The sequence below is a fragment of the Enterobacter sp. UPMP2061 genome (genome assembly GCF_053709615.1).
In genome coordinates this window covers 200758-221595 of the sequence record NZ_JBSKJP010000001.1, presented here as the reverse complement: position 1 = coordinate 221595, position 20838 = coordinate 200758, and the positions used below count along the sequence as shown (strand labels likewise).

At 56.6% G+C, this 20838-nt stretch carries 19 protein-coding genes; 9 read left to right on the top strand and 10 right to left on the bottom strand.

Going from position 1 to position 20838, the window contains the following annotated elements:
• The first annotated feature begins 54 nt into the window (after nucleotides 1–54).
• Nucleotides 55–909 (top strand): co-chaperone YbbN, encoded by an 855-nt coding sequence (locus ACWKXX_RS01080; RefSeq protein ID WP_017383224.1) that lies wholly within the window; start codon nucleotides 55–57, stop codon nucleotides 907–909.
• A gap of 51 nt (nucleotides 910–960) precedes the next feature.
• On the opposite strand, the gene fetB is transcribed toward ACWKXX_RS01080, so the two are convergent.
• Nucleotides 961–1743, bottom strand: a complete 783-nt coding sequence (gene fetB / locus ACWKXX_RS01075; RefSeq protein ID WP_017383223.1) for an iron efflux ABC transporter permease subunit FetB — start codon at nucleotides 1741–1743, stop codon at nucleotides 961–963.
• The gene (fetA, locus tag ACWKXX_RS01070) at nucleotides 1736–2407 is read right to left on the bottom strand and encodes an iron efflux ABC transporter ATP-binding subunit FetA (protein ID WP_015571235.1); all 672 of its coding nucleotides are present in this window, start codon (nucleotides 2405–2407) and stop codon (nucleotides 1736–1738) included. Before fetA ends, fetB begins: the two co-directional genes overlap by 8 nt.
• Before the next feature lie 142 nt (nucleotides 2408–2549).
• Between fetA and ACWKXX_RS01065 the strand changes: the two genes are divergently transcribed.
• From ACWKXX_RS01065 to ACWKXX_RS01055, 3 genes are all read left to right on the top strand, one after another.
• Complete coding sequence (locus ACWKXX_RS01065) at nucleotides 2550–3404, top strand: hypothetical protein (RefSeq protein ID WP_015571236.1); 855 nt, start codon at nucleotides 2550–2552, stop codon at nucleotides 3402–3404.
• Nucleotides 3405–3558: 154 nt separating this feature from the next.
• Complete coding sequence (locus tag ACWKXX_RS01060; RefSeq protein WP_003858941.1) at nucleotides 3559–4473, top strand: SPFH domain-containing protein; 915 nt, start codon at nucleotides 3559–3561, stop codon at nucleotides 4471–4473.
• Nucleotides 4470–4922, top strand: coding sequence for an NfeD family protein (locus ACWKXX_RS01055; protein WP_015571238.1), 453 nt, complete (start codon nucleotides 4470–4472; stop codon nucleotides 4920–4922). Before ACWKXX_RS01060 ends, ACWKXX_RS01055 begins: the two co-directional genes overlap by 4 nt.
• Here the strand turns inward: ACWKXX_RS01055 and cueR are convergent.
• Nucleotides 4919–5329: a Cu(I)-responsive transcriptional regulator gene (gene cueR / locus ACWKXX_RS01050; RefSeq protein ID WP_017383222.1), complete on the bottom strand. Its 411-nt coding sequence runs from the start codon at nucleotides 5327–5329 to the stop codon at nucleotides 4919–4921. The genes ACWKXX_RS01055 and cueR overlap by 4 nt on opposite strands.
• Nucleotides 5330–5437: 108 nt before the next feature.
• On the opposite strand from cueR, the gene copA reads away from it, so the two are divergent.
• The 3 genes from copA to ybaK all read left to right on the top strand — a co-directional run bounded on the left by copA (nucleotide 5438) and on the right by ybaK (nucleotide 9459).
• The gene (gene copA / locus ACWKXX_RS01045; RefSeq protein WP_023303209.1) at nucleotides 5438–7936 is read left to right on the top strand and encodes a copper-exporting P-type ATPase CopA; all 2499 of its coding nucleotides are present in this window, start codon (nucleotides 5438–5440) and stop codon (nucleotides 7934–7936) included.
• Nucleotides 7937–7986: 50 nt separating this feature from the next.
• Nucleotides 7987–8781 (top strand): TraB/GumN family protein, encoded by a 795-nt coding sequence (locus ACWKXX_RS01040; RefSeq protein WP_023303208.1) that lies wholly within the window; start codon nucleotides 7987–7989, stop codon nucleotides 8779–8781.
• A 198-nt stretch (nucleotides 8782–8979) separates the two neighbouring features.
• Nucleotides 8980–9459 (top strand): Cys-tRNA(Pro)/Cys-tRNA(Cys) deacylase YbaK, encoded by a 480-nt coding sequence (gene ybaK, locus ACWKXX_RS01035; protein WP_010428207.1) that lies wholly within the window; start codon nucleotides 8980–8982, stop codon nucleotides 9457–9459.
• Between the two features lie 89 nt (nucleotides 9460–9548).
• Here ybaK and ushA read toward each other — a convergent pair whose 3' ends face one another.
• Entirely contained in the window at nucleotides 9549–11201 is a 1653-nt protein-coding gene (ushA, locus tag ACWKXX_RS01030; RefSeq protein WP_261666400.1) for a bifunctional UDP-sugar hydrolase/5'-nucleotidase UshA, read from the bottom strand.
• Nucleotides 11202–11365: 164 nt separating this feature from the next.
• Here ushA and ACWKXX_RS01025 point away from each other — a divergent pair, with 164 nt between their 5' ends.
• Together ACWKXX_RS01025 and ybaL are read left to right on the top strand one after the other, a co-directional pair.
• Entirely contained in the window at nucleotides 11366–12586 is a 1221-nt protein-coding gene (locus ACWKXX_RS01025; RefSeq protein WP_015571242.1) for an MFS transporter, read from the top strand.
• 232 nt (nucleotides 12587–12818) lie between these two features.
• The gene (gene ybaL, locus ACWKXX_RS01020; RefSeq protein WP_017383218.1) at nucleotides 12819–14495 is read left to right on the top strand and encodes a YbaL family putative K(+) efflux transporter; all 1677 of its coding nucleotides are present in this window, start codon (nucleotides 12819–12821) and stop codon (nucleotides 14493–14495) included.
• Between the two features lie 93 nt (nucleotides 14496–14588).
• On the opposite strand, the gene ACWKXX_RS01015 is transcribed toward ybaL, so the two are convergent.
• The 6 genes from ACWKXX_RS01015 to ACWKXX_RS00990 all read right to left on the bottom strand — a co-directional run bounded on the left by ACWKXX_RS01015 (nucleotide 14589) and on the right by ACWKXX_RS00990 (nucleotide 20797).
• On the bottom strand, nucleotides 14589–15893 hold the full coding sequence (locus ACWKXX_RS01015) for an inosine/guanosine kinase (protein WP_032647466.1): 1305 nt from the start codon (nucleotides 15891–15893) through the stop codon (nucleotides 14589–14591).
• A gap of 62 nt (nucleotides 15894–15955) precedes the next feature.
• Nucleotides 15956–16918: a ferrochelatase gene (hemH, locus tag ACWKXX_RS01010; protein WP_017383216.1), complete on the bottom strand. Its 963-nt coding sequence runs from the start codon at nucleotides 16916–16918 to the stop codon at nucleotides 15956–15958.
• A 124-nt stretch (nucleotides 16919–17042) separates the two neighbouring features.
• Nucleotides 17043–17687 carry an adenylate kinase gene (gene adk, locus ACWKXX_RS01005; protein ID WP_006809841.1) on the bottom strand — a complete coding sequence of 215 codons (645 nt, stop codon included), beginning with the start codon at nucleotides 17685–17687 and terminating at the stop codon, nucleotides 17043–17045.
• A gap of 187 nt (nucleotides 17688–17874) precedes the next feature.
• Entirely contained in the window at nucleotides 17875–19749 is a 1875-nt protein-coding gene (gene htpG, locus ACWKXX_RS01000; protein WP_015571245.1) for a molecular chaperone HtpG, read from the bottom strand.
• Between the two features lie 110 nt (nucleotides 19750–19859).
• On the bottom strand, nucleotides 19860–20465 hold the full coding sequence (recR, locus tag ACWKXX_RS00995; protein WP_006809843.1) for a recombination mediator RecR: 606 nt from the start codon (nucleotides 20463–20465) through the stop codon (nucleotides 19860–19862).
• Nucleotides 20465–20797 carry a YbaB/EbfC family nucleoid-associated protein gene (locus tag ACWKXX_RS00990; RefSeq protein ID WP_003858972.1) on the bottom strand — a complete coding sequence of 111 codons (333 nt, stop codon included), beginning with the start codon at nucleotides 20795–20797 and terminating at the stop codon, nucleotides 20465–20467. Before ACWKXX_RS00990 ends, recR begins: the two co-directional genes overlap by 1 nt.
• Nucleotides 20798–20838 lie beyond the last annotated feature (41 nt).

Below are 20838 nucleotides of genomic sequence, written 5' to 3'. Positions count from 1 at the left end.
AAGCGACGACGCTTACCCCCATGTAAAGAGTAAACCGATAAAAGAGAATGCCGCATGTCCGTACAGAATATCGTCAACATAACTGAAGCTAACCTGCAACAGACGCTCGAACAGTCAATGATTAAACCGGTGCTGTTCTACTTCTGGTCTGAACGCAGCCAACACTGCCTGCAACTGACGCCGGTCCTGGAAAGCCTTGCCGCGCAGTACAACGGTCAGTTCATTCTGGCGAAGCTGGATTGTGACGCCGAACCAATGGTGGCTTCCCAGTTTGGCCTGCGCGCGATCCCAACCGTCTACCTGTTCCAGAACGGTCAGCCGGTGGATGGCTTCCAGGGGCCGCAGCCGGAAGAGGCGATCCGCGCCCTGCTGGATAAAGTTCTGCCGCGCGAAGAAGAGCTGAAAGCGCAGGAAGCCATGGCGCTGATGCAGGAAGGTAAGTACGACGAGGCGCTGCCGCTGTTAAAAGACGCGTGGCAGCTGTCGAACCAGAACAGCCAGATTGGTCTGCTGCTGGCAGAGACCCAGATTGCGCTGCACCGCCCTGAAGACGCGGAAGCCGTGCTGAAAACGGTGCCGATGCAGGATCAGGATACCCGTTATCAGGGTCTGGTGGCGCAGATTGACCTGCTGAAACAGGCGGCCGATACCCCTGAAATTCAACAGCTTCAGCAGCAGGTTGCGGACAACCCGCAGGATGCCGCGCTGGCAAGCCAGCTGGCGCTTCAGCTTCATCAGGTGGGGCGTAACGAAGAGGCGCTGGAGCTGCTGTTTAGCCATCTTCAGAAGGACCTGGGCGCCGCAGACGGACAGGCGCGGAAGATGTTCCAGGAGATCCTGGCCGCGCTGGGTACCGGTGACGCGCTGGCGTCGAAATATCGTCGTCAGCTGTACGCGTTGCTCTACTAGTAAAAAAATGCCCGGTGGCGCTAACGCTTACCGGGCCTACAAAAGCCGATATTACCCCGTCTTTTTCAACTGCGTCACCACCAGCTGGTGGCGCGCGTTGTAAAACTTCCGATAGGTCAGGTAGCAGGCAATGATGGTGGACAGGCTCGCCGTAGAGAGCAGCATAAACGTCACCATAATCTGGTACTTAATCGCTTTTACCGGATCGATACCGGCAAAAATCAGCCCCGACATCATGCCCGGCAGGCTCACCAGACCCACCGTTTTGGCGGAATCCACCGTTGGGATCAGCGAAGAGCGAATGCTGTCGCGGATCAACCGCGCAGAGGCCACCTTCGGCGTCGCGCCCAGGCTTAGCTTCTCCTGAAGCTGCTGCTGTTCACTGCTGAACCGTTGCCCCAGATTGTTGTAGCACAACCCGACCGCCACCATCGCATTGCCCGCAATCATCCCGGAAATGGGGATCACCTGCATCGGCGTAAATTCTATCGAGCCGGAGAGTACCAGTACCGCCAGCGTTAACGCGGTCCCGGTAGTGATGGCGATCAACGACGAAATGAACGCTTTATCGATGTATTTACTGCGTTTCTGCGCGTTCCATGCCGCGTTAAAGCAGATAAACAGCACCATCAACAGGGTCAGCACGGCATGATTGACGTTGAAGATGTATTTCAGCACATAGCCGACGATGATGAGCTGAATGACCGCGCGGGCGATACTCCAAAGAATATCTTTTTCCAGCCCCAGCTTTTCCCGGTAGCTGACCACAATCGCCACCAGCACCAGGACCATCGACAGCGCCAGCGATTCGTTGGTTATGTTATGTTCACCCACGATGAGCCTCCTCCATTTTCCCGCCCTGCGGCCTGAGCGTGATGACATCATCCGCATGGGTAATTTCATTTGAATCATGCGTCACCCACAGCACGGCAATATTCTGCTCCCGGGCGTAGCGATGGATAATGTCATTGACGTTGCGCTTGTTAGCGTCATCCAGCGCGCTGGTGATTTCGTCCAGCAACAGCGCCTTCGGCAAGAATTGCAGGTTACGGATCAGCGAGACGCGCTGCTTTTCCCCTCCCGACAGTTCGGCGATCGATTTGGTCAGCGTCTCCGGCGAAAGCCCGAACCGAGTCAGATCGTCGGTAAACTTTTTTGGATCAGGCGTTTGGTTGCGGATGTGCCAGGGGAAAACCAGATTGTCGTACACCGTGTCGCCAAACAGGGACGGCGTTTGCACGCAGTATGACACCTGCTGGCGATAGCTTTCCGGTGAAAGCGTGGCGATATCTTTTCCTGCAAACAGGATGGTTCCCTCCGTTGGGCTCAGTAGCGAAGCCACGATTTTCAGGAGGGTGCTTTTGCCGCAGCCGGAGGGGCCAGTTATCAGTTTAAATTCGCCCGGAGAGAGACAAAAATCAACGTGCTGAAGGATGGTGTTATCACCCACACGAAAGCCAACATCCCTGATATCCAGAAGATTTTTTTTATTATTCATTCCGATTCCATTAACCGCTGTAATAAGAACAGCCTTTAGCATAATCCTTTCCGCTACGCAGCGCGAATAGCCTTAACCTATAGCAAGTGTTAAACTTTTTGCTCGCTAATTGTCACCTCTATAACTACAGGAAGTCAGCAACATGACACATATCTTTTATGAGTTCTCTTCCCTGAAGCCTGGTGTTCCTGATGTGGAAACATTAATGGAAGTCATCAATTCTTCTGAACTCACGCGTTTTGTCATGGGTGCAGAGGTGGTCGATTTTGTTAAGAAGGCGCTCATCGTTAACACCACAATCGGTAGCTTTAAAAACTGCTATTTTGCTTTCGATGATGGGGCTTACTTTCTCGAGTTTGACGGCAAGGGTAAATCCAGACGCTTTACTGAGGTGCCGGACTGGTTCGTTTCCCCCGCGGAATTTGCCCGCTCGCAATGGCTGATTAACCATGATCTGGCCGATGTGAAGGCGACGGCGTTTATTGACGTGCTGATGTCCTATCCGCTTAAAGAGCGCCGGGCGCACTGCAATCTGCTGTTTGGTCTGGATCTGCATAAGGTCAATGTGGTTCCGGCGCCTACAGCCCCTGCCGGAAAAATGGGCAATAAAAACGGAAAAACCACCAAGCCTCGCGTCACAGACCTCGGCTCTTTTGAGCTTTTTACCGCGTTCTTTGCGCGTATGAAAACCGCCGTCAATGCTAATGAATTCCCTACCCTACAGGTGCTGACCGGCCAGGAGGATCTTACAAAAGCGCCGCACAGCTTAAAGCAAGGGATCAGAACCTGGTTTAAGGCGATTACCGGCGATCTGCCGCCGAACAACAAACGTGTCGGGGCGGGCAATGCGGTATTGTTCTGCGCTCCCGTTCGCGAGCAGATCCAGCAGATAGAGGCCATCGGCCTGGAAAAATACTATCAGGGCTTATCAAAAGCTATCGCTGACGCCGGGGATGGGTTTATCACTGACTTCAGCTATACCTGGTCTGAAAAGTAACGCTTTGCGCCCCGCATCCCGAACGGGGCGTTTTATTTCTGCCAGTCCGGTTCCCACCTCTTTACAGGGGCGAAATCCTGTTCGTTAGCCGATATACTTACGTTCAACAAATACGCAGTTTTTCTCGTTACGGCATGCAAAACAGGAGGTTTTTATGCTCATCGTTGTTCCTGTCCTTATATTCGTTGCGCTGGTTATCGTGGGCGCAGGCGTCAAAATTGTCCCGCAGGGTTACCAGTGGACCGTCGAACGCTTCGGTCGCTACACCAATACTCTTCAGCCGGGTTTAAGCCTGATCGTCCCGTTCATGGACAGAATTGGGCGTAAGATCAATATGATGGAGCAGGTGCTGGATATCCCTTCCCAGGAAGTCATCTCCAAGGATAACGCCAACGTCACCATCGATGCGGTTTGCTTTATTCAGGTGATTGATGCGCCGAAAGCGGCCTATGAGGTGAGCAACCTGGAGCTGGCGATCGTCAACCTGACCATGACCAACATCCGTACCGTGCTTGGCTCAATGGAGCTGGACGAAATGCTCTCCCAGCGCGACAGCATAAATACCCGCCTGCTGCACATTGTGGATGAAGCCACCAATCCGTGGGGGATCAAAGTGACCCGCATTGAGATCCGCGACGTGCGCCCACCGGCAGAGCTGATTGCTTCCATGAACGCGCAGATGAAGGCCGAGCGTACCAAGCGTGCCTATATTCTTGAAGCCGAAGGGGTGCGTCAGGCTGAAATCCTGAAAGCGGAAGGGGAAAAACAGTCGCAGATCCTGAAAGCCGAGGGCGACCGTCAGTCTGCCTTCCTCCAGGCGGAAGCGCGTGAACGTTCGGCAGAAGCGGAAGCCCGCGCGACGCAAATGGTCTCCGAGGCGATTGCCGCCGGGGATATCCAGGCCGTGAACTACTTCGTCGCGCAAAAATATACCGATGCGCTGAAGGAGATCGGCTCCGCGAACAACAGCAAGGTGGTAATGATGCCGCTGGATGCCAGCAGTCTGATGGGATCTATCGCCGGAATTGCCGAGTTGATCAAAGACGGCGGAAACGAGCGTAAAAAATGATTGAGCTCATCGTTGCACATCCTCATGCGTTCTGGCTAAGCCTTGGCGGTTTACTGCTGGCCGCCGAGATGCTTGGCGGCAACGGTTATCTGCTGTGGAGCGGGGTTGCCGCGGTGATTACCGGGCTGGTCGTCTGGCTGCTGCCTGTCGGCTGGGAGTGGCAGGGCGCGCTGTTTGCCGTGCTGACGCTGCTGGCCGCCTGGCTGTGGTGGCGCTGGCTGAACAAACGGGTGAAGGCGCAGAAGCCGGTCGACGCGCACCTCAACCAGCGTGGGCAGCAGATCGTGGGTAGACGCTTTACGCTTGATAACGCGCTGATCAACGGACGCGGTCATATGCGCGTGGGGGACAGTTCGTGGCCGGTGGTGGCCGACGATGACCTCAGCGCCGGCACGCGGGTTGAGGTCATTGCGGTGGAAGGCATTACCCTGCGGGTTAAAGCCTGTTAGGCGTGGGTTTTACGGTGGCAGCAGCCGGAAAGATTGTCGATAATCGGGCACTCGGCGCTGTCATCTCCCGGGCAGGATTCTGCCAGCTGTAACAGTTGCTCACGCATCGCCTGTAATTCGATGATATGGCGTTCGATCTCCGCCACTTTTTCCAGCGTACGTTTTTTCACGTCGGCACTGTGGCGTTTCGGATCGTTAAACAGGTTAACCAGCTCGCCGCACTCTTCAAGGTTAAATCCTACCTGTCTTGCCTGGCGCAGTAACGTCAGTTCATCAAGATGCAGCTGCGTATAGCTGCGGTAGCCGTTTTCACTGCGCAACGGTGGCGTCACCAGCCCTTTTTCCTCATAAAAGCGAATCGCTTTGCTGGTTAAGCCGGTTTTTTTCGCAACATCGCTGATATTCACATTTCCCCCTTGACCTTCCCCTTGATGGAAGGTTTAACCTTCATAACAGTTAGCGAAAAGCAGAGTGAAGGTCAACAATTGACCAGAACATTATACGGGAGTTTTGTTATGTCTCACACTATTGACCTGACACTGGACGGCCTCTCCTGCGGCCACTGTGTCAAACGCGTTAAAGAAAGCCTGGAGCAGCGTCCTGACGTGGAAAGCGCTGAGGTGAGTATCGATCATGCCGCCGTGACCGGCAGCGCCAGCGCCGACGCGCTGATTGATACCATTAAACAGGCCGGTTACGGGGCGGAGTTAAGCCACCCAAAGGCTAAACCGCTGGCAGAGTCATCATCCCCGTCGGAAGCACTGACAGCGGCCACTCCTGAGCTTCCGGTAGCTGATGATATTGATGACAGCCAACAGCTGCTGATCAACGGCATGAGCTGCGCCAGCTGCGTCTCCCGGGTACAAAACGCCTTACAGGCGGTACCGGGCGTCGCACAGGCACGGGTAAACCTGGCGGAGCGTACTGCGCTGGTGATGGGCAGCGCCTCCGCCGCAGAGTTAGTGCAGGCCGTGGAGAAAGCGGGCTACGGGGCGGAGGCCATCGAAGATGATGCCGAGCGCCGCGAGCGCCAGCAGGAAACGGCTGTCGCCACTATGAAGCGTTTCCGCTGGCAGGCGATTGTCGCCCTGCTGGTCGGTATTCCGGTGATGGTGTGGGGCATGATGGGTGACAACATGATGGTCACCGCTGACAACCGCACCCTGTGGCTGGTGATTGGTCTGATTACCCTTGCGGTGATGGTGTTTGCTGGCGGACATTTCTATACCAGCGCCTGGAAGAGCCTGAAAAACCGCACCGCGACGATGGACACGCTGGTCGCGCTCGGTACCGGCGCGGCGTGGCTGTATTCGATGAGCGTGAACGTCTGGCCGCAGTGGTTCCCGATGGAGGCGCGCCATCTCTATTATGAAGCGAGTGCGATGATTATCGGTCTGATTAACTTAGGCCATATGCTCGAAGCCCGAGCGCGTCAGCGCTCGTCGAAAGCGCTGGAAAGATTACTCGATTTAACCCCGCCGACGGCCCGCGTGGTCACGGACGACGGGGAAAAAAGCGTTCCGCTCTCAGAGGTACAGCCGGGAATGACGCTGCGCCTGACCACCGGCGACCGCGTGCCCGTCGACGGTGAAATCACCCAGGGCGATGCCTGGCTGGATGAAGCGATGCTGACCGGCGAGCCGATACCCCAGCAGAAATCTCAGGGCGATGCGGTGCATGCGGGTACGGTGGTACAGGACGGCAGCGTACTGTTCCGCGCCAGCGCGGTCGGGAGCCATACCACGCTGTCACGCATCATTCGCATGGTCCGCCAGGCGCAGAGCAGTAAGCCGGAGATTGGTCAGCTTGCCGATAAAATCTCCGCCATTTTTGTGCCGGTGGTCGTCGGTATTGCCCTGCTGAGCGCGGCGATCTGGTATTTCTTCGGCCCGGCGCCGCAGATTGTCTACACCCTGGTGATCGCCACCACGGTGCTGATCATCGCCTGCCCTTGTGCCCTTGGCCTGGCCACGCCGATGTCGATTATCTCTGGCGTCGGACGCGCCGCCGAATTTGGCGTACTGGTCCGTGATGCTGACGCCCTGCAACGGGCAAGCACGCTGGACACCCTTGTCTTTGATAAAACCGGCACGCTCACCGAGGGCAAACCGCAGGTGGTGGCCGTCAGTACCGTTGGCTGTACGGAGACGGACGCCCTGCGCCTTGCCGCCGCGCTGGAACAAGGTTCCAGCCACCCGCTGGCGCGCGCCATCCTGGAGAAAGCCGGTGATGGCCGTCTGCCGCAGGTCAGCAACTTCCGCACCCTGCGCGGTTTAGGGGTCAGCGGTGAAGCCGAAGGCCATACGCTGCTGCTGGGCAACCAGGCACTGCTGACTGAACACGGCGTTGATACGTCCGCGCTGGACGCAGAGCTAAACGCGCAGGCCTCTCAGGGCGCGACGCCGGTTCTGCTGGCGAGGGATGGTCAGGTGGCGGCGCTGCTGGCCGTGCGCGATCCGTTACGCCAGGACAGCGTAGATGCCTTACAGCGCCTGCACCGCGCGGGCTATCGTCTGGTGATGCTGACCGGGGACAACCCGACCACCGCCAACGCCATTGCGAAAGAAGCCGGTATTGATGAGGTGATCGCGGGCGTGCTGCCGGACGGCAAAGCGGACGCCATCAAGAACCTGCAAAGTCAGGGTCGCCAGGTGGCGATGGTGGGCGACGGCATCAACGACGCCCCGGCGCTGGCGCAGGCTGACGTAGGCATTGCGATGGGCGGCGGGAGCGATGTCGCCATTGAAACCGCGGCGATCACCCTGATGCGCCACAGCCTGATGGGGGTGGCGGATGCGCTGGCGATTTCGCAAGCCACGTTGCGCAACATGAAGCAGAACCTGCTGGGGGCCTTCGTCTATAACTCGCTCGGCATTCCGATTGCCGCCGGGATTTTGTGGCCGCTGACCGGTACCCTGCTGAACCCGGTTGTTGCGGGTGCGGCGATGGCGCTCTCGTCAATTACCGTGGTGAGCAACGCTAACCGTCTGCTGCGGTTTAAACCGAAGGATTGAACCTTGTACCCGTACGCGCTAGCATGAACCTTTCCGATCATGGAGCGCGTATGGGTCTGTTTAATCGTCTAAAAACATCGTTTCGCGCCCTTTTTCCCCGCCGTTATGCCTGGCCCGGTATGGATATTTCGCTTCCGGGCGGGCAGCATCTGCACCTGGTGGGAAGCATTCATATGGGCACGCAGGACATGTCCCCCCTGCCCTCCGGCCTGATTAAACTGCTGAAGCGCGCCGACGCGCTGATCGTCGAAGCCGACATCTCCGGCCATGAATCGCCGTTTGCCGGGCTGGAAAGCGATCGCCCCCTGGCGGAACGTCTTAACGGGACGCAGCTGGCTGAGCTTACCCGTCTTGCGGATGAGACCGGCGTCTCGCTCTCAATGCTCGACACTCTGCCCCTGTGGCAAATTGCCATGGTGTTACAGGCCACCCAGGCGCAGCGCCTGGGGCTGCGCGGCGATTACGGTATCGATTATCAACTGCTGAATGCGGCAAGGGCGCGCAACCTGTCCGTCATTGAACTGGAAGGCACGGACAGCCAGATTGCGCTTCTTCGCCAGCTTCCCGATGACGGCCTGATGCTGCTGGATGATACCCTGACCCACTGGCACACCAACGCGCGTCTGCTGCAAACGATGATTGGCTGGTGGCTGGATGCGCCGCCCGCAGACGGTAAGCTGGCGTTACCGTCGACGTTCAGTGAATCGTTGTATGATGTGCTGATGAACGCGCGCAACCAGGCGTGGCGGGAGATACTATATGCCCTGCCTGCCGGTCGTTATGTTGTCGCGGTTGGCGCGTTGCATTTGTACGGAGAAGGGAATTTGCCGTCGCTGCTGAAATAAAAAAATGGCCAATATCTCTATTGGCCCGTCAAAGAGGAATTTCATCGTTTTTATTATACCGAAGTGACCTTCGGCTACGCCGATTGTCGCTCAAAGTAACCATCACTGCCAATACTATTGCGCAAGATGGTGCTATTTTTTAGACAAACGTCAGGCGTATGCTGCTGGTATGAATCGTCTGTCGTAAGAAGGATAGCCATGACTCCCGCCGTTAAATTACTCGAAAAAAACAAAATTTCTTTCCGGATCCACACATACGATCACGATCCGAACGAAACCAACTTTGGTGATGAAGTGGTGCGCAAGCTGGGGCTGAACGCGGACCAGGTCTACAAAACGCTGCTGGTCGCGGTGAACGGCGATATGAAGCACCTCGCCGTGGCAGTGACGCCCGTCGCCGGACAGCTTGATCTGAAGAAAGTGGCCAAAGCGCTGGGAGCGAAAAAGGTCGATATGGCTGACCCGATGGTTGCGCAACGCACAACGGGTTATCTGGTCGGCGGGATCAGCCCGCTCGGCCAGAAAAAGCGTCTGCCGACGCTGATCGATGCGCCTTCGCAGGAATTTGAGACGATCTATATTTCTGGCGGCAAACGCGGGCTGGATATCGAACTGGCCGCAGGCGATCTGGCGAAAATGCTGGACGCGAAATTTGCGGATATTGCGCGCCGGGATTGAGAAAATTGCCCGGTGGCGCTGCGCTTACCGGGCCTACGATTCAAATGTAGGCCGCGTAAGGCGAAGCCGCCACCCGGCAAAAAAACGCACTACTGCCAGCTCACCTCGCCTTTCGGCTCATACATGTTCACGTCAATCGGTGAATTTTGCTGGATAAACTGCTTCAACACTTCCGCATCAATAAACCCGGTATTTACATAGCCCGGTTTGTTATCGATATGCGGATAGCCGTCGCCGCCGGTGGCGTTAAAGCTTAACGTTGCCAGGCGGTAGGTTTTCGCCGGATCAACCGGTTCGCCTTTGATTTTGAGATCGTTAAGCTTGCCGTCCTTCGCGACGAAGCTGACGTTAGCAAACTGCGGATACGCCCCGGAATCCGGCTTCATCTGCGCCACGGCGGTCAGGTAGTCAATCACCTCCTTCCCGCTCATGTCCGCATAGACCACCACGTTGCCAAACGGCTGCACTTTGAGCACGTCTTTATAGGTGATGTCTCCGCCTTCAATGGAATCACGAATACCGCCGCCGCTCATCACGCCGAAATCAGCATTCGTGCGCGCCATCTGCGCGGCCAGCACCAGACGCCCCATGTTGGTCTGTACAAAGCGGACTTTGCTGCGGTCCCCTTCCAGTCGTCCGTTAAGCGTGCCAATCTTCACGTCCAGCTGCGCTTTCCCTTTGCTCTGGAACGGCGTCAGCAAAGAGAGCATCTGCTGGTTTTCAGCGATCTCTGGCGTGTAGAGTACCCGCTCGCTTTTGCCATCCGGGTAGGTCACTTTCTTCTTCAGGTTGACCGGGATGAGCTGATAGTGCACCAGCTTCATTTCGCCGTTACGGAATTCGAAATCCGCGCGGCCAACGTATTTACCCCACTCGTGGGCCTGTACAATCCAGATTCCGTTCTGACGATCAGGCGCGCACGGCGTGCCGGGCACATAATCTGCCTGCTTTTTATTCTCAGAAGCCATGCAGACCGGATCCTGTGAGTGACCGCCCACAATCATCGCCAGCGAGCCCGCAGGAAGGCTGCGCGCCATCTCCACGTCGCCCGGCGCGTTAGAGCCGTGCTGACCGTTATCGTAATGCCCCATGTGGGTGGTCGCGATAATCACATCCGGTTTTTCATTCTGCTGCAACTCCTGGATCACCAGCTTCGCTTCGTCCGCCGGTTTACGGAATTCAATGTCGGTGAAAAATTCAGGATTACCAATTTTGGCCGTATCGTCGGTGGTTAAGCCGATGACCGCGATCTTCAGATCCTGACGCTTAAACAGCGCCCACGGTTTAAACAGGCGCTCGCCGGTGCTTTTCTGATAAATATTGGCGGAAAGGAACGGGAATTTGGACCACTTCTCCTGCTGGTGCAACACGCTCAGCGGATTATCAAACTCGTGGTTTCCGACCGCCATCGCGTCGTAACCAATTAAATTCATGCCGCGGAAATCAGGCTCGGCATCCTGTAAATCAGATTCCGGCACCCCGGTATTAATATCCCCGCCCGACAGCAGCAGGACGCTGCCGCCCTGGGCCGCGACCTCTTTACGAATGCCGTCCACCAGCGTTTTTTGCGCCGCCAGGCCATATTCACCGTATTCGCTGCGCCAGAAATGGCCGTGATGATCGTTAGTATGCAGAATGGTAATTTTATAGGTTTTATCTTTTTCATACGCCTGCGCGGGCTGGCTTGTCAGCCCCCATGCGGCGATGAGCGCCAGCGCGACGCCACGCTTCATTAACTTCATCTTCTCTCTCCCTGACCCATAGACAAACGCAAAAATTACAGTGACTCACAAGAATAGACAAATAAGTTTTCAGAATTGCGACTTTCTTCAAATGTCACGGACGGGTATGTTAGTCGGATAATAATTACTCCCTGCATCTCTAATAACAAATCGACGTGGTATTTATGGCAATCAGTGAATCAACCCAGCCCGTCCAGGGCGCTCCGGCGTCGCCGCCGAAATCGCGCACTTCCTTTAAAGTATTAGGCGCAATCAGTCTCTCTCATCTGCTCAACGACATGATCCAGTCGCTGATTCTGGCGATCTACCCGCTGTTGCAATCTGAGTTCTCATTAACCTTCGTGCAGATCGGGATGATCACCCTGACCTTCCAGCTGGCCTCTTCGCTGCTACAGCCGGTGGTGGGCTACTGGACGGACAAATACCCGATGCCATGGTCGCTGCCCATTGGGATGTGCTTTACCCTGAGCGGGCTGGTGCTGCTGGCCATGGCGGGCAGCTTTGAGGCGGTACTGGTTGCCGCGGCGCTGGTGGGAACCGGTTCATCGGTGTTCCATCCGGAATCGTCCCGCGTGGCACGTATGGCCTCCGGCGGACGTCACGGGCTGGCGCAGTCTCTGTTCCAGGTGGGGGGTAACTTTGGTAGCTCCCTCGGTCCTCTGCTGGCGGCGGTAATTATCGCGCCTTACGGCAAAGGCAACGTGGCGTGGTTTGTGCTGGCCGCGCTGCTGGCGATTGTCGTCCTGGCGCAAATCAGCCGCTGGTATGCCGCGCAGCATCGCGTAAATAAGGGAAAACCTGCCGCGAAGATAACCAATCCCCTTCCGCGCAATAAGGTGATCCTTGCCGTCAGCGTGCTGCTGGTGCTGATTTTCTCGAAATATTTCTATATGGCGAGCATCAGCAGCTATTACACCTTCTATCTGATGCAAAAATTCGGATTATCAGTACAAAACGCCCAGTTCCACCTCTTTGCCTTCCTGTTTGCGGTGGCGGCAGGCACGGTGATAGGCGGCCCTGTAGGGGATAAAATTGGACGTAAATATGTGATTTGGGGCTCTATCCTCGGCGTCGCGCCGTTTACGCTTGTTTTACCGTACGCAACGCTGGAATGGACCGGAATATTGACGGTGATTATTGGTTTTATTCTCGCATCGGCATTTTCAGCCATCCTGGTCTACGCGCAGGAGCTGCTGCCGGGACGTATCGGTATGGTTTCCGGCCTCTTTTTCGGTTTTGCCTTTGGCATGGGCGGCCTTGGCGCAGCCGTGTTGGGGATGGTTGCAGACCACACCAGCATCTTCCTGGTCTATAAAATCTGCGCTTTCCTGCCACTTCTGGGGATGTTGACCATATTCCTGCCTGACAATCGTCATAAAGCGTGACTTCACGGCTGCCAAAGTTAAACTTTGGCAGCCGGATAACCTGATGCCATAAGGCTTTCCTCTCCCTCCCCTCAGCAAATTTATCAAAATCTGCCTTTTTTCATGCTTATTGCCTTTTTATTGTGATTTCAACAATTATTCATAAACATAAGCGTAAAAATTGTCATAAACTATTAATCGGCTTTTTGGTATTTGCACCAAAAATGGATCACCCATCGCGAAAGGAGACGGAATGCACCACGCCACACCGCTTATCACCACCATTGTTGGTGGACTTGTGCTCGCTTTTATTCTCGGCATGATTGCCAATAAACTGCGTATTTCGCCCCTTGTAGGCTATTTGCTGGCGGGCGTGCTGGCAGGGCCCTTTACGCCGGGTTTTGTCGCAGATACCAAACTGGCGCCTGAGCTGGCGGAATTGGGCGTGATCCTGCTGATGTTTGGCGTCGGACTGCATTTTTCCCTGAAGGATCTGATGGCGGTAAAGTCGATCGCCATACCGGGAGCGATCGCCCAGATAGGGGTGGCGACGCTGCTGGGCATGGCGCTTTCGGCGGTGCTGGGCTGGTCAATCATGACCGGTATCGTATTTGGGCTGTGTCTTTCAACCGCCAGTACCGTGGTGCTGCTGCGCGCGCTTGAAGAGAGACAGCTGATAGACAGCCAGCGCGGACAAATCGCGATAGGCTGGCTGATTGTTGAAGATCTGGTAATGGTGTTGACGCTGGTTCTGCTGCCTGCCGTTGCCGGGATGATGGAAAAAGAGAATATCGGCTTCGCCTCGCTGGCGCTGGATATGAGCATTACCATCGGTAAAGTCGTGGCGTTTATCGCCATCATGATGCTGGTGGGCCGCCGTCTGGTGCCGTGGATCATGTCCCGCAGCGCCGCCACGGGCTCGCGTGAACTGTTCACGCTTTCGGTCCTTGCGCTGGCGCTGGGCATTGCCTTTGGCGCCGTCGAGCTGTTTGACGTCTCCTTTGCGCTGGGCGCGTTCTTCGCCGGGATGGTGCTGAACGAGTCCGAGCTGAGCCACCGTGCCGCGCACGATACCCTGCCGCTACGTGATGCATTCGCGGTGCTGTTCTTTGTCTCCGTCGGGATGCTGTTCGACCCGCTGATCCTCATTCAGCAGCCGCTGGCCGTGCTGGGTACGCTGGCAATCATCATCTTTGGTAAGTCCGTTGCCGCCTTCTTCCTGGTACGGATGTTCGGTCACTCGCCGCGCACGGCGCTGACCATCGCCGCCAGCCTGGCGCAGATTGGCGAGTTCGCCTTTATTCTTGCTGGTCTGGGGATGGCCCTGAACCTGCTGCCACAGGCGGGGCAAAATCTGGTGCTGGCGGGGGCGATCCTCTCCATCATGCTAAACCCGGTATTGTTTGCCCTGCTGGAGAAATATCTCGAGAAGACCGAAACCCTCGAAGAGCAAACCCTGGAAGAAGCGATTGAGGAGGAGAAACAGATCCCCGTAGATATCTGCAACCACGCGCTGCTGGTCGGTTTTGGCCGCGTCGGCAGCCTGCTCGGTGAGAAGCTGATGGCCCAGGGGATCCCCCTGGTAGTGATTGAAACCTCCCGCACTCGCGTCGACGAGCTTCGCGAGCGCGGCATCCGCGCGGTGCTGGGCAACGCGGCTAACGAAGAGATTATGAATCTGGCGCATCTGGACTGCGCTCGCTGGCTGCTGCTCACTATCCCGAACGGTTACGAGGCTGGCGAGATTGTCGCCACAGCCCGTGAAAAATGCCCACATATCGAAATCATTGCCCGCGCCCATTATGATGACGAAGTGGAGTACATCACCGAGCGCGGCGCGAATCAGGTGGTGATGGGTGAGCGTGAGATTGCGAATACAATGCTGACAATGCTGACGAAACCGCCAGTTGAAGAGGCGGTGACGGGGTAAGTTTTGTGCGGCCTGATGCCCTCACCCTGGCCCTCTCCCACAGGGAGAGGGAACAAACACTAAAAACGGCAACCACAGGTTGCCGTTTTGCTTTTACCTGTCCCAATACGCCTCTTCGAGGCTGTCTTCCCGTTCCGGCAGCCCCCGCGTTAAGCGCGGTGAATGCTGGTTCAGCACCTGATAACTCACGCGGTTCGCGTACTTGCACACCTGCGCCAGCGAGGAGTAGGTCAGCCAGTTGAAGGTGTGCTTGCTGGAATTCGGCACATTGGTTTTGTGGTAGGCGTTGGCGGTGATGTCGTGCAGCAGCGCGGCCAGCGCGCCGTCGCCCGCGCCGTTGGTGTTCATGATCTTCTCGGGGCCACCCATATACGGTGCGATGTGGGAGAAGATACGCAGCGGGTTGATGCAGTCTTTATAACGCATGGCGCGGCTGAACTCGTACTGGTTAAATTCGGCGATTGCGCCCGGCAGCAGCGGGTGCTGGGTTTTCCGCTTGCTCTCTTCTTCCGTGAAGCCCGCCATATACAGCCCGACCGGCCCGGCGGTGCAGAGCACCAGATCTACCCAGTCCAGCGCCTTATCAGACGCCAGCAGCGGATCGCTTTCGCCGGTCAGCGCTTCGGCTTCTTCTTCATTCATCGCCAGAATCGAGACGTGTTCTTTCAGGAAGGCCTGCCACCACTCCGGGTTGTCGGCAATGACGAATTTGGTGCCCAGCGTCAGAACCACAGGCACGTTGTATTTCTTCGCGTACTCAATTGCCTTCATGGTTGCGTCCGGCATTGGTTCGCCCGGCTTGCAGCGCACCAGATAGGAGGTCAGTACCAGCGCAGACGCGCCCGCGATCACCTCTTCCGGGATACTTTCAGCGCGCAGCTTGTTCATATGGCCGGGGCTGATGGCAAAGGTACGCTCGCCGGAATCGCTTATCAGCGTAAAGCAGCGGCCAATCGGCCCGTCAACGCCCTGCAAATAGTTCAGATCGGTGCGGCTGGAGGTATTGCACAGGTAGCGGTAGGCATAGCCACCGATTTCGATATTGCTGCACATCACGCCAAGCAGCACCGAGCGGTCGTCTGCCAGTACGGAGTAGTTGTGCATGGTGTTGCCGATGGTGCCGCCGGCAAACTGGTGGGTGATAAGATTTTCGCGCACCAGCTCCTGATACAGCGCTTCAGCAACGTCATCCTCAATCACCAGCGAGTGCCCGGCGCTCAGACCGTAACGTGCGACAAACGCATCATCCACTTTGGCTTCAATGTCCACCAGCGTCTGATCGATACCGACCACCCAGGCAGCGCTGGTTTCGCTTTCCTGCTGAATTTGCTGTAACAGCGGATCGCGGGCATCGACGGGGAAATAGTGTTTGGACTTACGTTTACCGGGAAATTTCATGGTCTGAACTGTGCAAAGAATACGGGCCGGGAATGGTAGCACAAACCCGGCCCGTAACGCGATCAGCGGCGGGTGGTGACCAGTGACACCATCATGTCGATGTGTTCAGGGGAGTCGTTAAGCGCAGGAATGTATTCGTATTTCGTTCCGCCCGCCTCCATAAAGAACTCTTTGTTCTGGACAGCAATCTCTTCCAGCGTTTCCAGACAGTCCGCCGAGAAGCCCGGCGACATCACCTGAATGTGCTTCACGCCCTTCTCGCCCAGCATCTTAAGCGTTTCATCAGTATACGGGGTGAGCCACGGTTCACGGCCGAAGCGCGACTGGAAGGTCATCATCACCTTCTCAGGCGGCAGGCCGAGGGCGGAGACCAGCTCGCGGGTGGTATCGCGGCAACGCTGGGGGTAATCATCCCCTTCGTTCGCGAAACGCTGCGGAATACCGTGATAGGAGAGCAGCAGCAGATCCGGCTCGCCGTGTTTTTCAAACGACGCGCGCGCGCTGCTGGCAAGCGCCTGAATGTACAGCTCGTTATCGGCGTAGTCGCGGATAAAGGTGATACCCGGTATACGGCGGCGGGTCGCCAGAATGCGCGCCAGTTCGTCCCAGACGGCAGCTACCGTGGAGCACGAATACTGCGGATAAAGGGCCAGCACCACAATGTGTTCAACGCCCTGCGCCAGCAGAGAGTCGACGGCGCTTTCCAGGGACGGCTTACCGTAGCTCATGCCGAGCGCAACGGGCATGTCCGGCAGGCGGGCGGCCAGCGCCTTCTCCTGACGACGGCTGTACACCATCAGCGGCGAGCCCTCTTCCATCCACACGGACTGATAGAGCTTTGCCACACGCGGGGAACGAATCGGCAGAATGACGCCACGCAGCAGTGGCCACCACAGCAGTCTTGGGGTATCCACGACGCGCGTGTCGCTTAAAAATTGTCGCAGGTAGCGTTTGACCGCCGCTGGAGTAGGTGCTTCTGGGGTGCCCAGATTGGCAAGCAGGATGCCGGTTTTCGCCTGACTCATTCACGCCTCTTAACCATTTGATAGGCTGTCAATTGTAGCGGAAATGCGTTTAAACGAAACCCATTGCTGTAATAGGTAAGATGAGAATTTTTCTCACCCGGGGCTCCGGGTGAGAGAGGTGCGCTTAGCCGAGGATTTTTTCCAGCTCTGCACGTACGTCAGCCACGGCTTTGGTGCCGTCCACTTTCGCGTATTTGGTGTTACCCGCCTGCGCTTCTTTGGTGTAGTAGCCGATCAGCGGTGCGGTCATCTGATGATATTCCACCAGGCGTTTACGCACGGTTTCTTCCTGATCGTCTTTACGGGTGGTCAGCTCTTCGCCGGTCACGTCGTCTTTGCCTTCAACCTTAGGTGGGTTGAATTTGATGTGGTAAACGCGGCCAGAAGCAGCGTGTACGCGACGGCCAACGATACGGTCAACGATCAGCTCGTCTGGTACGTCGAACTCCAGCACGTAATCCACGTTGATGCCCGCTTCTTTCATGGCGTCAGCCTGAGGAATGGTGCGCGGGAAGCCGTCCAGCAGGAAACCGTTACGGCAGTCTTCCTGAGCAATGCGCTCTTTAACCAGCGCGATAACCAGTTCGTCGGTCACCAGTTTGCCTGCGTCCATGATGTCTTTCGCTTGTTTACCCAGCTCGGAGCCAGATTTAACAGCGGCGCGCAGCATGTCACCGGTGGAGATTTGCGGAATACCGTATTTCTCCATGATGAACTGAGCCTGAGTTCCTTTACCCGCGCCCGGAGCGCCAAGCAGAATAATACGCATTGCGAAAATCCCCTCAAAAGTCGATTCAATTTTTCAAAAAGCGCTAAACAATACCACCAGAACGGGTATGGCTCAAGGAAGGTGGGAAGGCTGAAACGGTTAACGGGGGGAGATAATTTGGGAGAGTGCGGTCTGGTGCCCTCACCCTAACCCTCTCCCACAGGGAGAGGGCCGGGGTGAGGGAAGATTACGCCAGCAGCAGCGCATTCACACGTTTAATGAACAGGTTAGGATCTTCCAGCGTACCGCGCTCGGCCAGCAGGGACTGATCCAGCAGCAGTTCAACCCACTCCGCAAAGCGGGCGTCGTCCTGGGTATCCGCCGCGCGTTTCACCAGCGGGTGATCCGGATTAAGCTCAAAGATATATTTCACTTCCGGCACGGCCTGGCCCGCCGCAGCGAACAGTTTCGCCATCTGGGTGCTCATTTCGTCCGCATCGGTGGTGACAATGGCTGGCGTATCGGTCAGACGGTGCGTGAAGCGCACCTCTTTCACGCGGTCGCCCAGCAGCGTTTTAACGCGCTCAACGAACGGCTCCAGCGCCTTCTCGGCTTCTTTCGCGCTGTCGTCCACTTCATCCGCCAGCTTATCGATAGACTCGTCGGCTTTGGCAACGGACTGGAAGGATTTACCGTCGAACTCGGTCAGGTAGTTCATCATCCACTCGTCGATGCGGTCAGACAGCAGCAGCACTTCGATGCCTTTCTTACGCAGCAGTTCCAGATGCGGGCTGCTCTTCGCTGCCGCATAGCTGTCGGCGGTGATGTAGTAGATCTTCTCCTGCCCTTCTTTCATGCGGGAGACGTACTCTTCCAGCGACACGGTCTGGGCGGAGGAGTCGTTGTGCGTAGAGGCGAAGCGCAGCAGTTTAGCGATAGCTTCCACGTTCGCAGTATCTTCCGCCGGACCTTCTTTCAGCACCAGGCCAAACTGTTTCCAGAAGGTCTGGTATTTTTCCGCATCGTCCTTCGCCAGTTTTTCCAGCATCTGCAACGCACGTTTGGTCAGGGCGTTGCGCAGGTTACGGGTGACGGTGCTGTCCTGAAGAATTTCACGGGAGACGTTCAGCGGCAGATCGTTGGAGTCTATCAGGCCACGCACAAAGCGCAGGTAGTTCGGCATGAACTGCTCGGCGTCGTCCATGATGAAGACGCGCTGCACGTACAGCTTCAGGCCGTGCTTGTGATCGCGGTTCCACATGTCCCACGGCGCCTGCGCCGGAATGTACAGCAGGCTGGTGTACTCCTGTTTCCCTTCCACACGGTTGTGGCTCCAGGTCAGCGGATCGGTGAAGTCGTGGGCGATGTGCTTGTAAAACTCGTTGTACTCGTCGTCTTTAATTTCAGCTTTATTACGCGTCCACAGCGCCTGCGCCTTGTTGATTTTCTCCCAGGAAACCACGGTTTCGCCGTCTTTCTCTTCCTGTTTTTCAATCTCTACCGGCAGCGCGATATGGTCGGAATATTTGCTGATGATGGAGCGTACGCGCCAGTCGTTCAGGAAATCGTCTTCGCCTTCACGCAGGTGCAGGGTGATTTCGGTGCCGCGATCCGCTTTGGTGATGTCATCAACGGTGTACTCGCCTTCACCTTTAGACTCCCACAGCACGCCGTTCTCGGCGCTGTCGCCCGCGGCGCGGGTGCGCACGGTGACTTTGTCCGCCACGATGAACGCCGAGTAGAAGCCTACGCCGAACTGACCGATCAGCTGGCTGTCTTTCGCCTGGTCAGAGCCCATGGACTCAAGGAACGCTTTGGTGCCGGATTTGGCGATGGTTCCGAGGTGGTCAATCACCTCGTCGCGGTTCATCCCGATGCCGTTATCGGCGATGGTCAGGGTGCGGTTCTCTTTATTAAACGAGACGCGCACGCGCAGCTCGCCGTCGCCTTCATACAGATCCGGGTTAGACAGCGCGCGGAAGCGCAGCTTGTCCGCCGCATCAGAGGCGTTGGAAATCAGCTCACGCAGGAAGATTTCTTTGTTGGAATACAGGGAATGGATCATCAGGTGCAGAAGCTGTTTTACTTCTGACTGGAAACCACGGGTTTCTTGTCCTTTCATCTAAGTCGACCTCAACAATGCCATTTAATGGGGTTGTAAAACGTTGAGTGAGAGATGGGGATAAGGGGAGGAATTTTCAAGCGGAGGCCGCGCGCGCAGCCTCCGTTTGGTCAGAAAATAATCTTGTGACGTCCGGCCAGCGAGTGTGACAGCGTGGTGCCGTCGACCATCTCCAGCTCACCGCCGACCGGCACGCCGTGGGCGATGCGGCTGGCGTCAACGCCGTACTGCGCGCACAGCTCGGCGATGTAGTTGGCGGTTGCCTCCCCTTCCACCGTCGGGTTGGTGGCGAGGATCACCTCTTTGATGGTTTCCGACTCCAGGCGCTGCTCCAGGCGATCGAGACCGATATCGTCCGGGCCGATGCCATCCAGCGGGGAGAGATGCCCCATCAGCACGAAATAGCGGCCGGAAAACTGCCCGGTTTGTTCGATGGCGTAGATGTCCGCCGGACTCTCCACCACGCAAATCTGACCGTTTTCCTGACGACGCGGGTTCGTACAAATGTTACATACGTCCTGCTCGGTAAAGGTCCGGCAATCCGCACAGTGGCCAATTTCTGACATGGCGCGGGTCAGAGCCTGCGCCAGGCGCATCCCGCCGCTGCGGTCGCGCTGCAATAGCGTAAACGCCATACGCTGCGCCGACTTCGGGCCAACGCCCGGCAGGCAGCGCAGTGCTTCCATTAACTGCGTGAGCAGCGGACTGGTTTGCATCAGAATGGCATCTTAAAGCCCGGCGGCAGTTGCATACCGCTGGAAACAGAGGCCATTTTCTCTTTCTGGGTTTCGTCGATACGGCGAGCGGCATCGTTAAACGCGGCTGCAACCAGATCTTCCAGCATCTCTTTGTCGTCTTCGAGCAGGCTCGGGTCGATTTCAACGCGACGGCAGTTATGCGCACCGTTGATGGTCACCTTGACCAGACCGGCACCGGATTCACCCGTGACTTCCAGCTGAGCGATCTCTTCCTGCATCTTCTGCATTTTTTCCTGCATCTGCTGAGCCTGCTTCATCAGACCACCCAGACCGCCTTTTCCACCAAACATAGGCTTCTCTCTTCTTTCACGTTAAGGATTACAACCGTAAG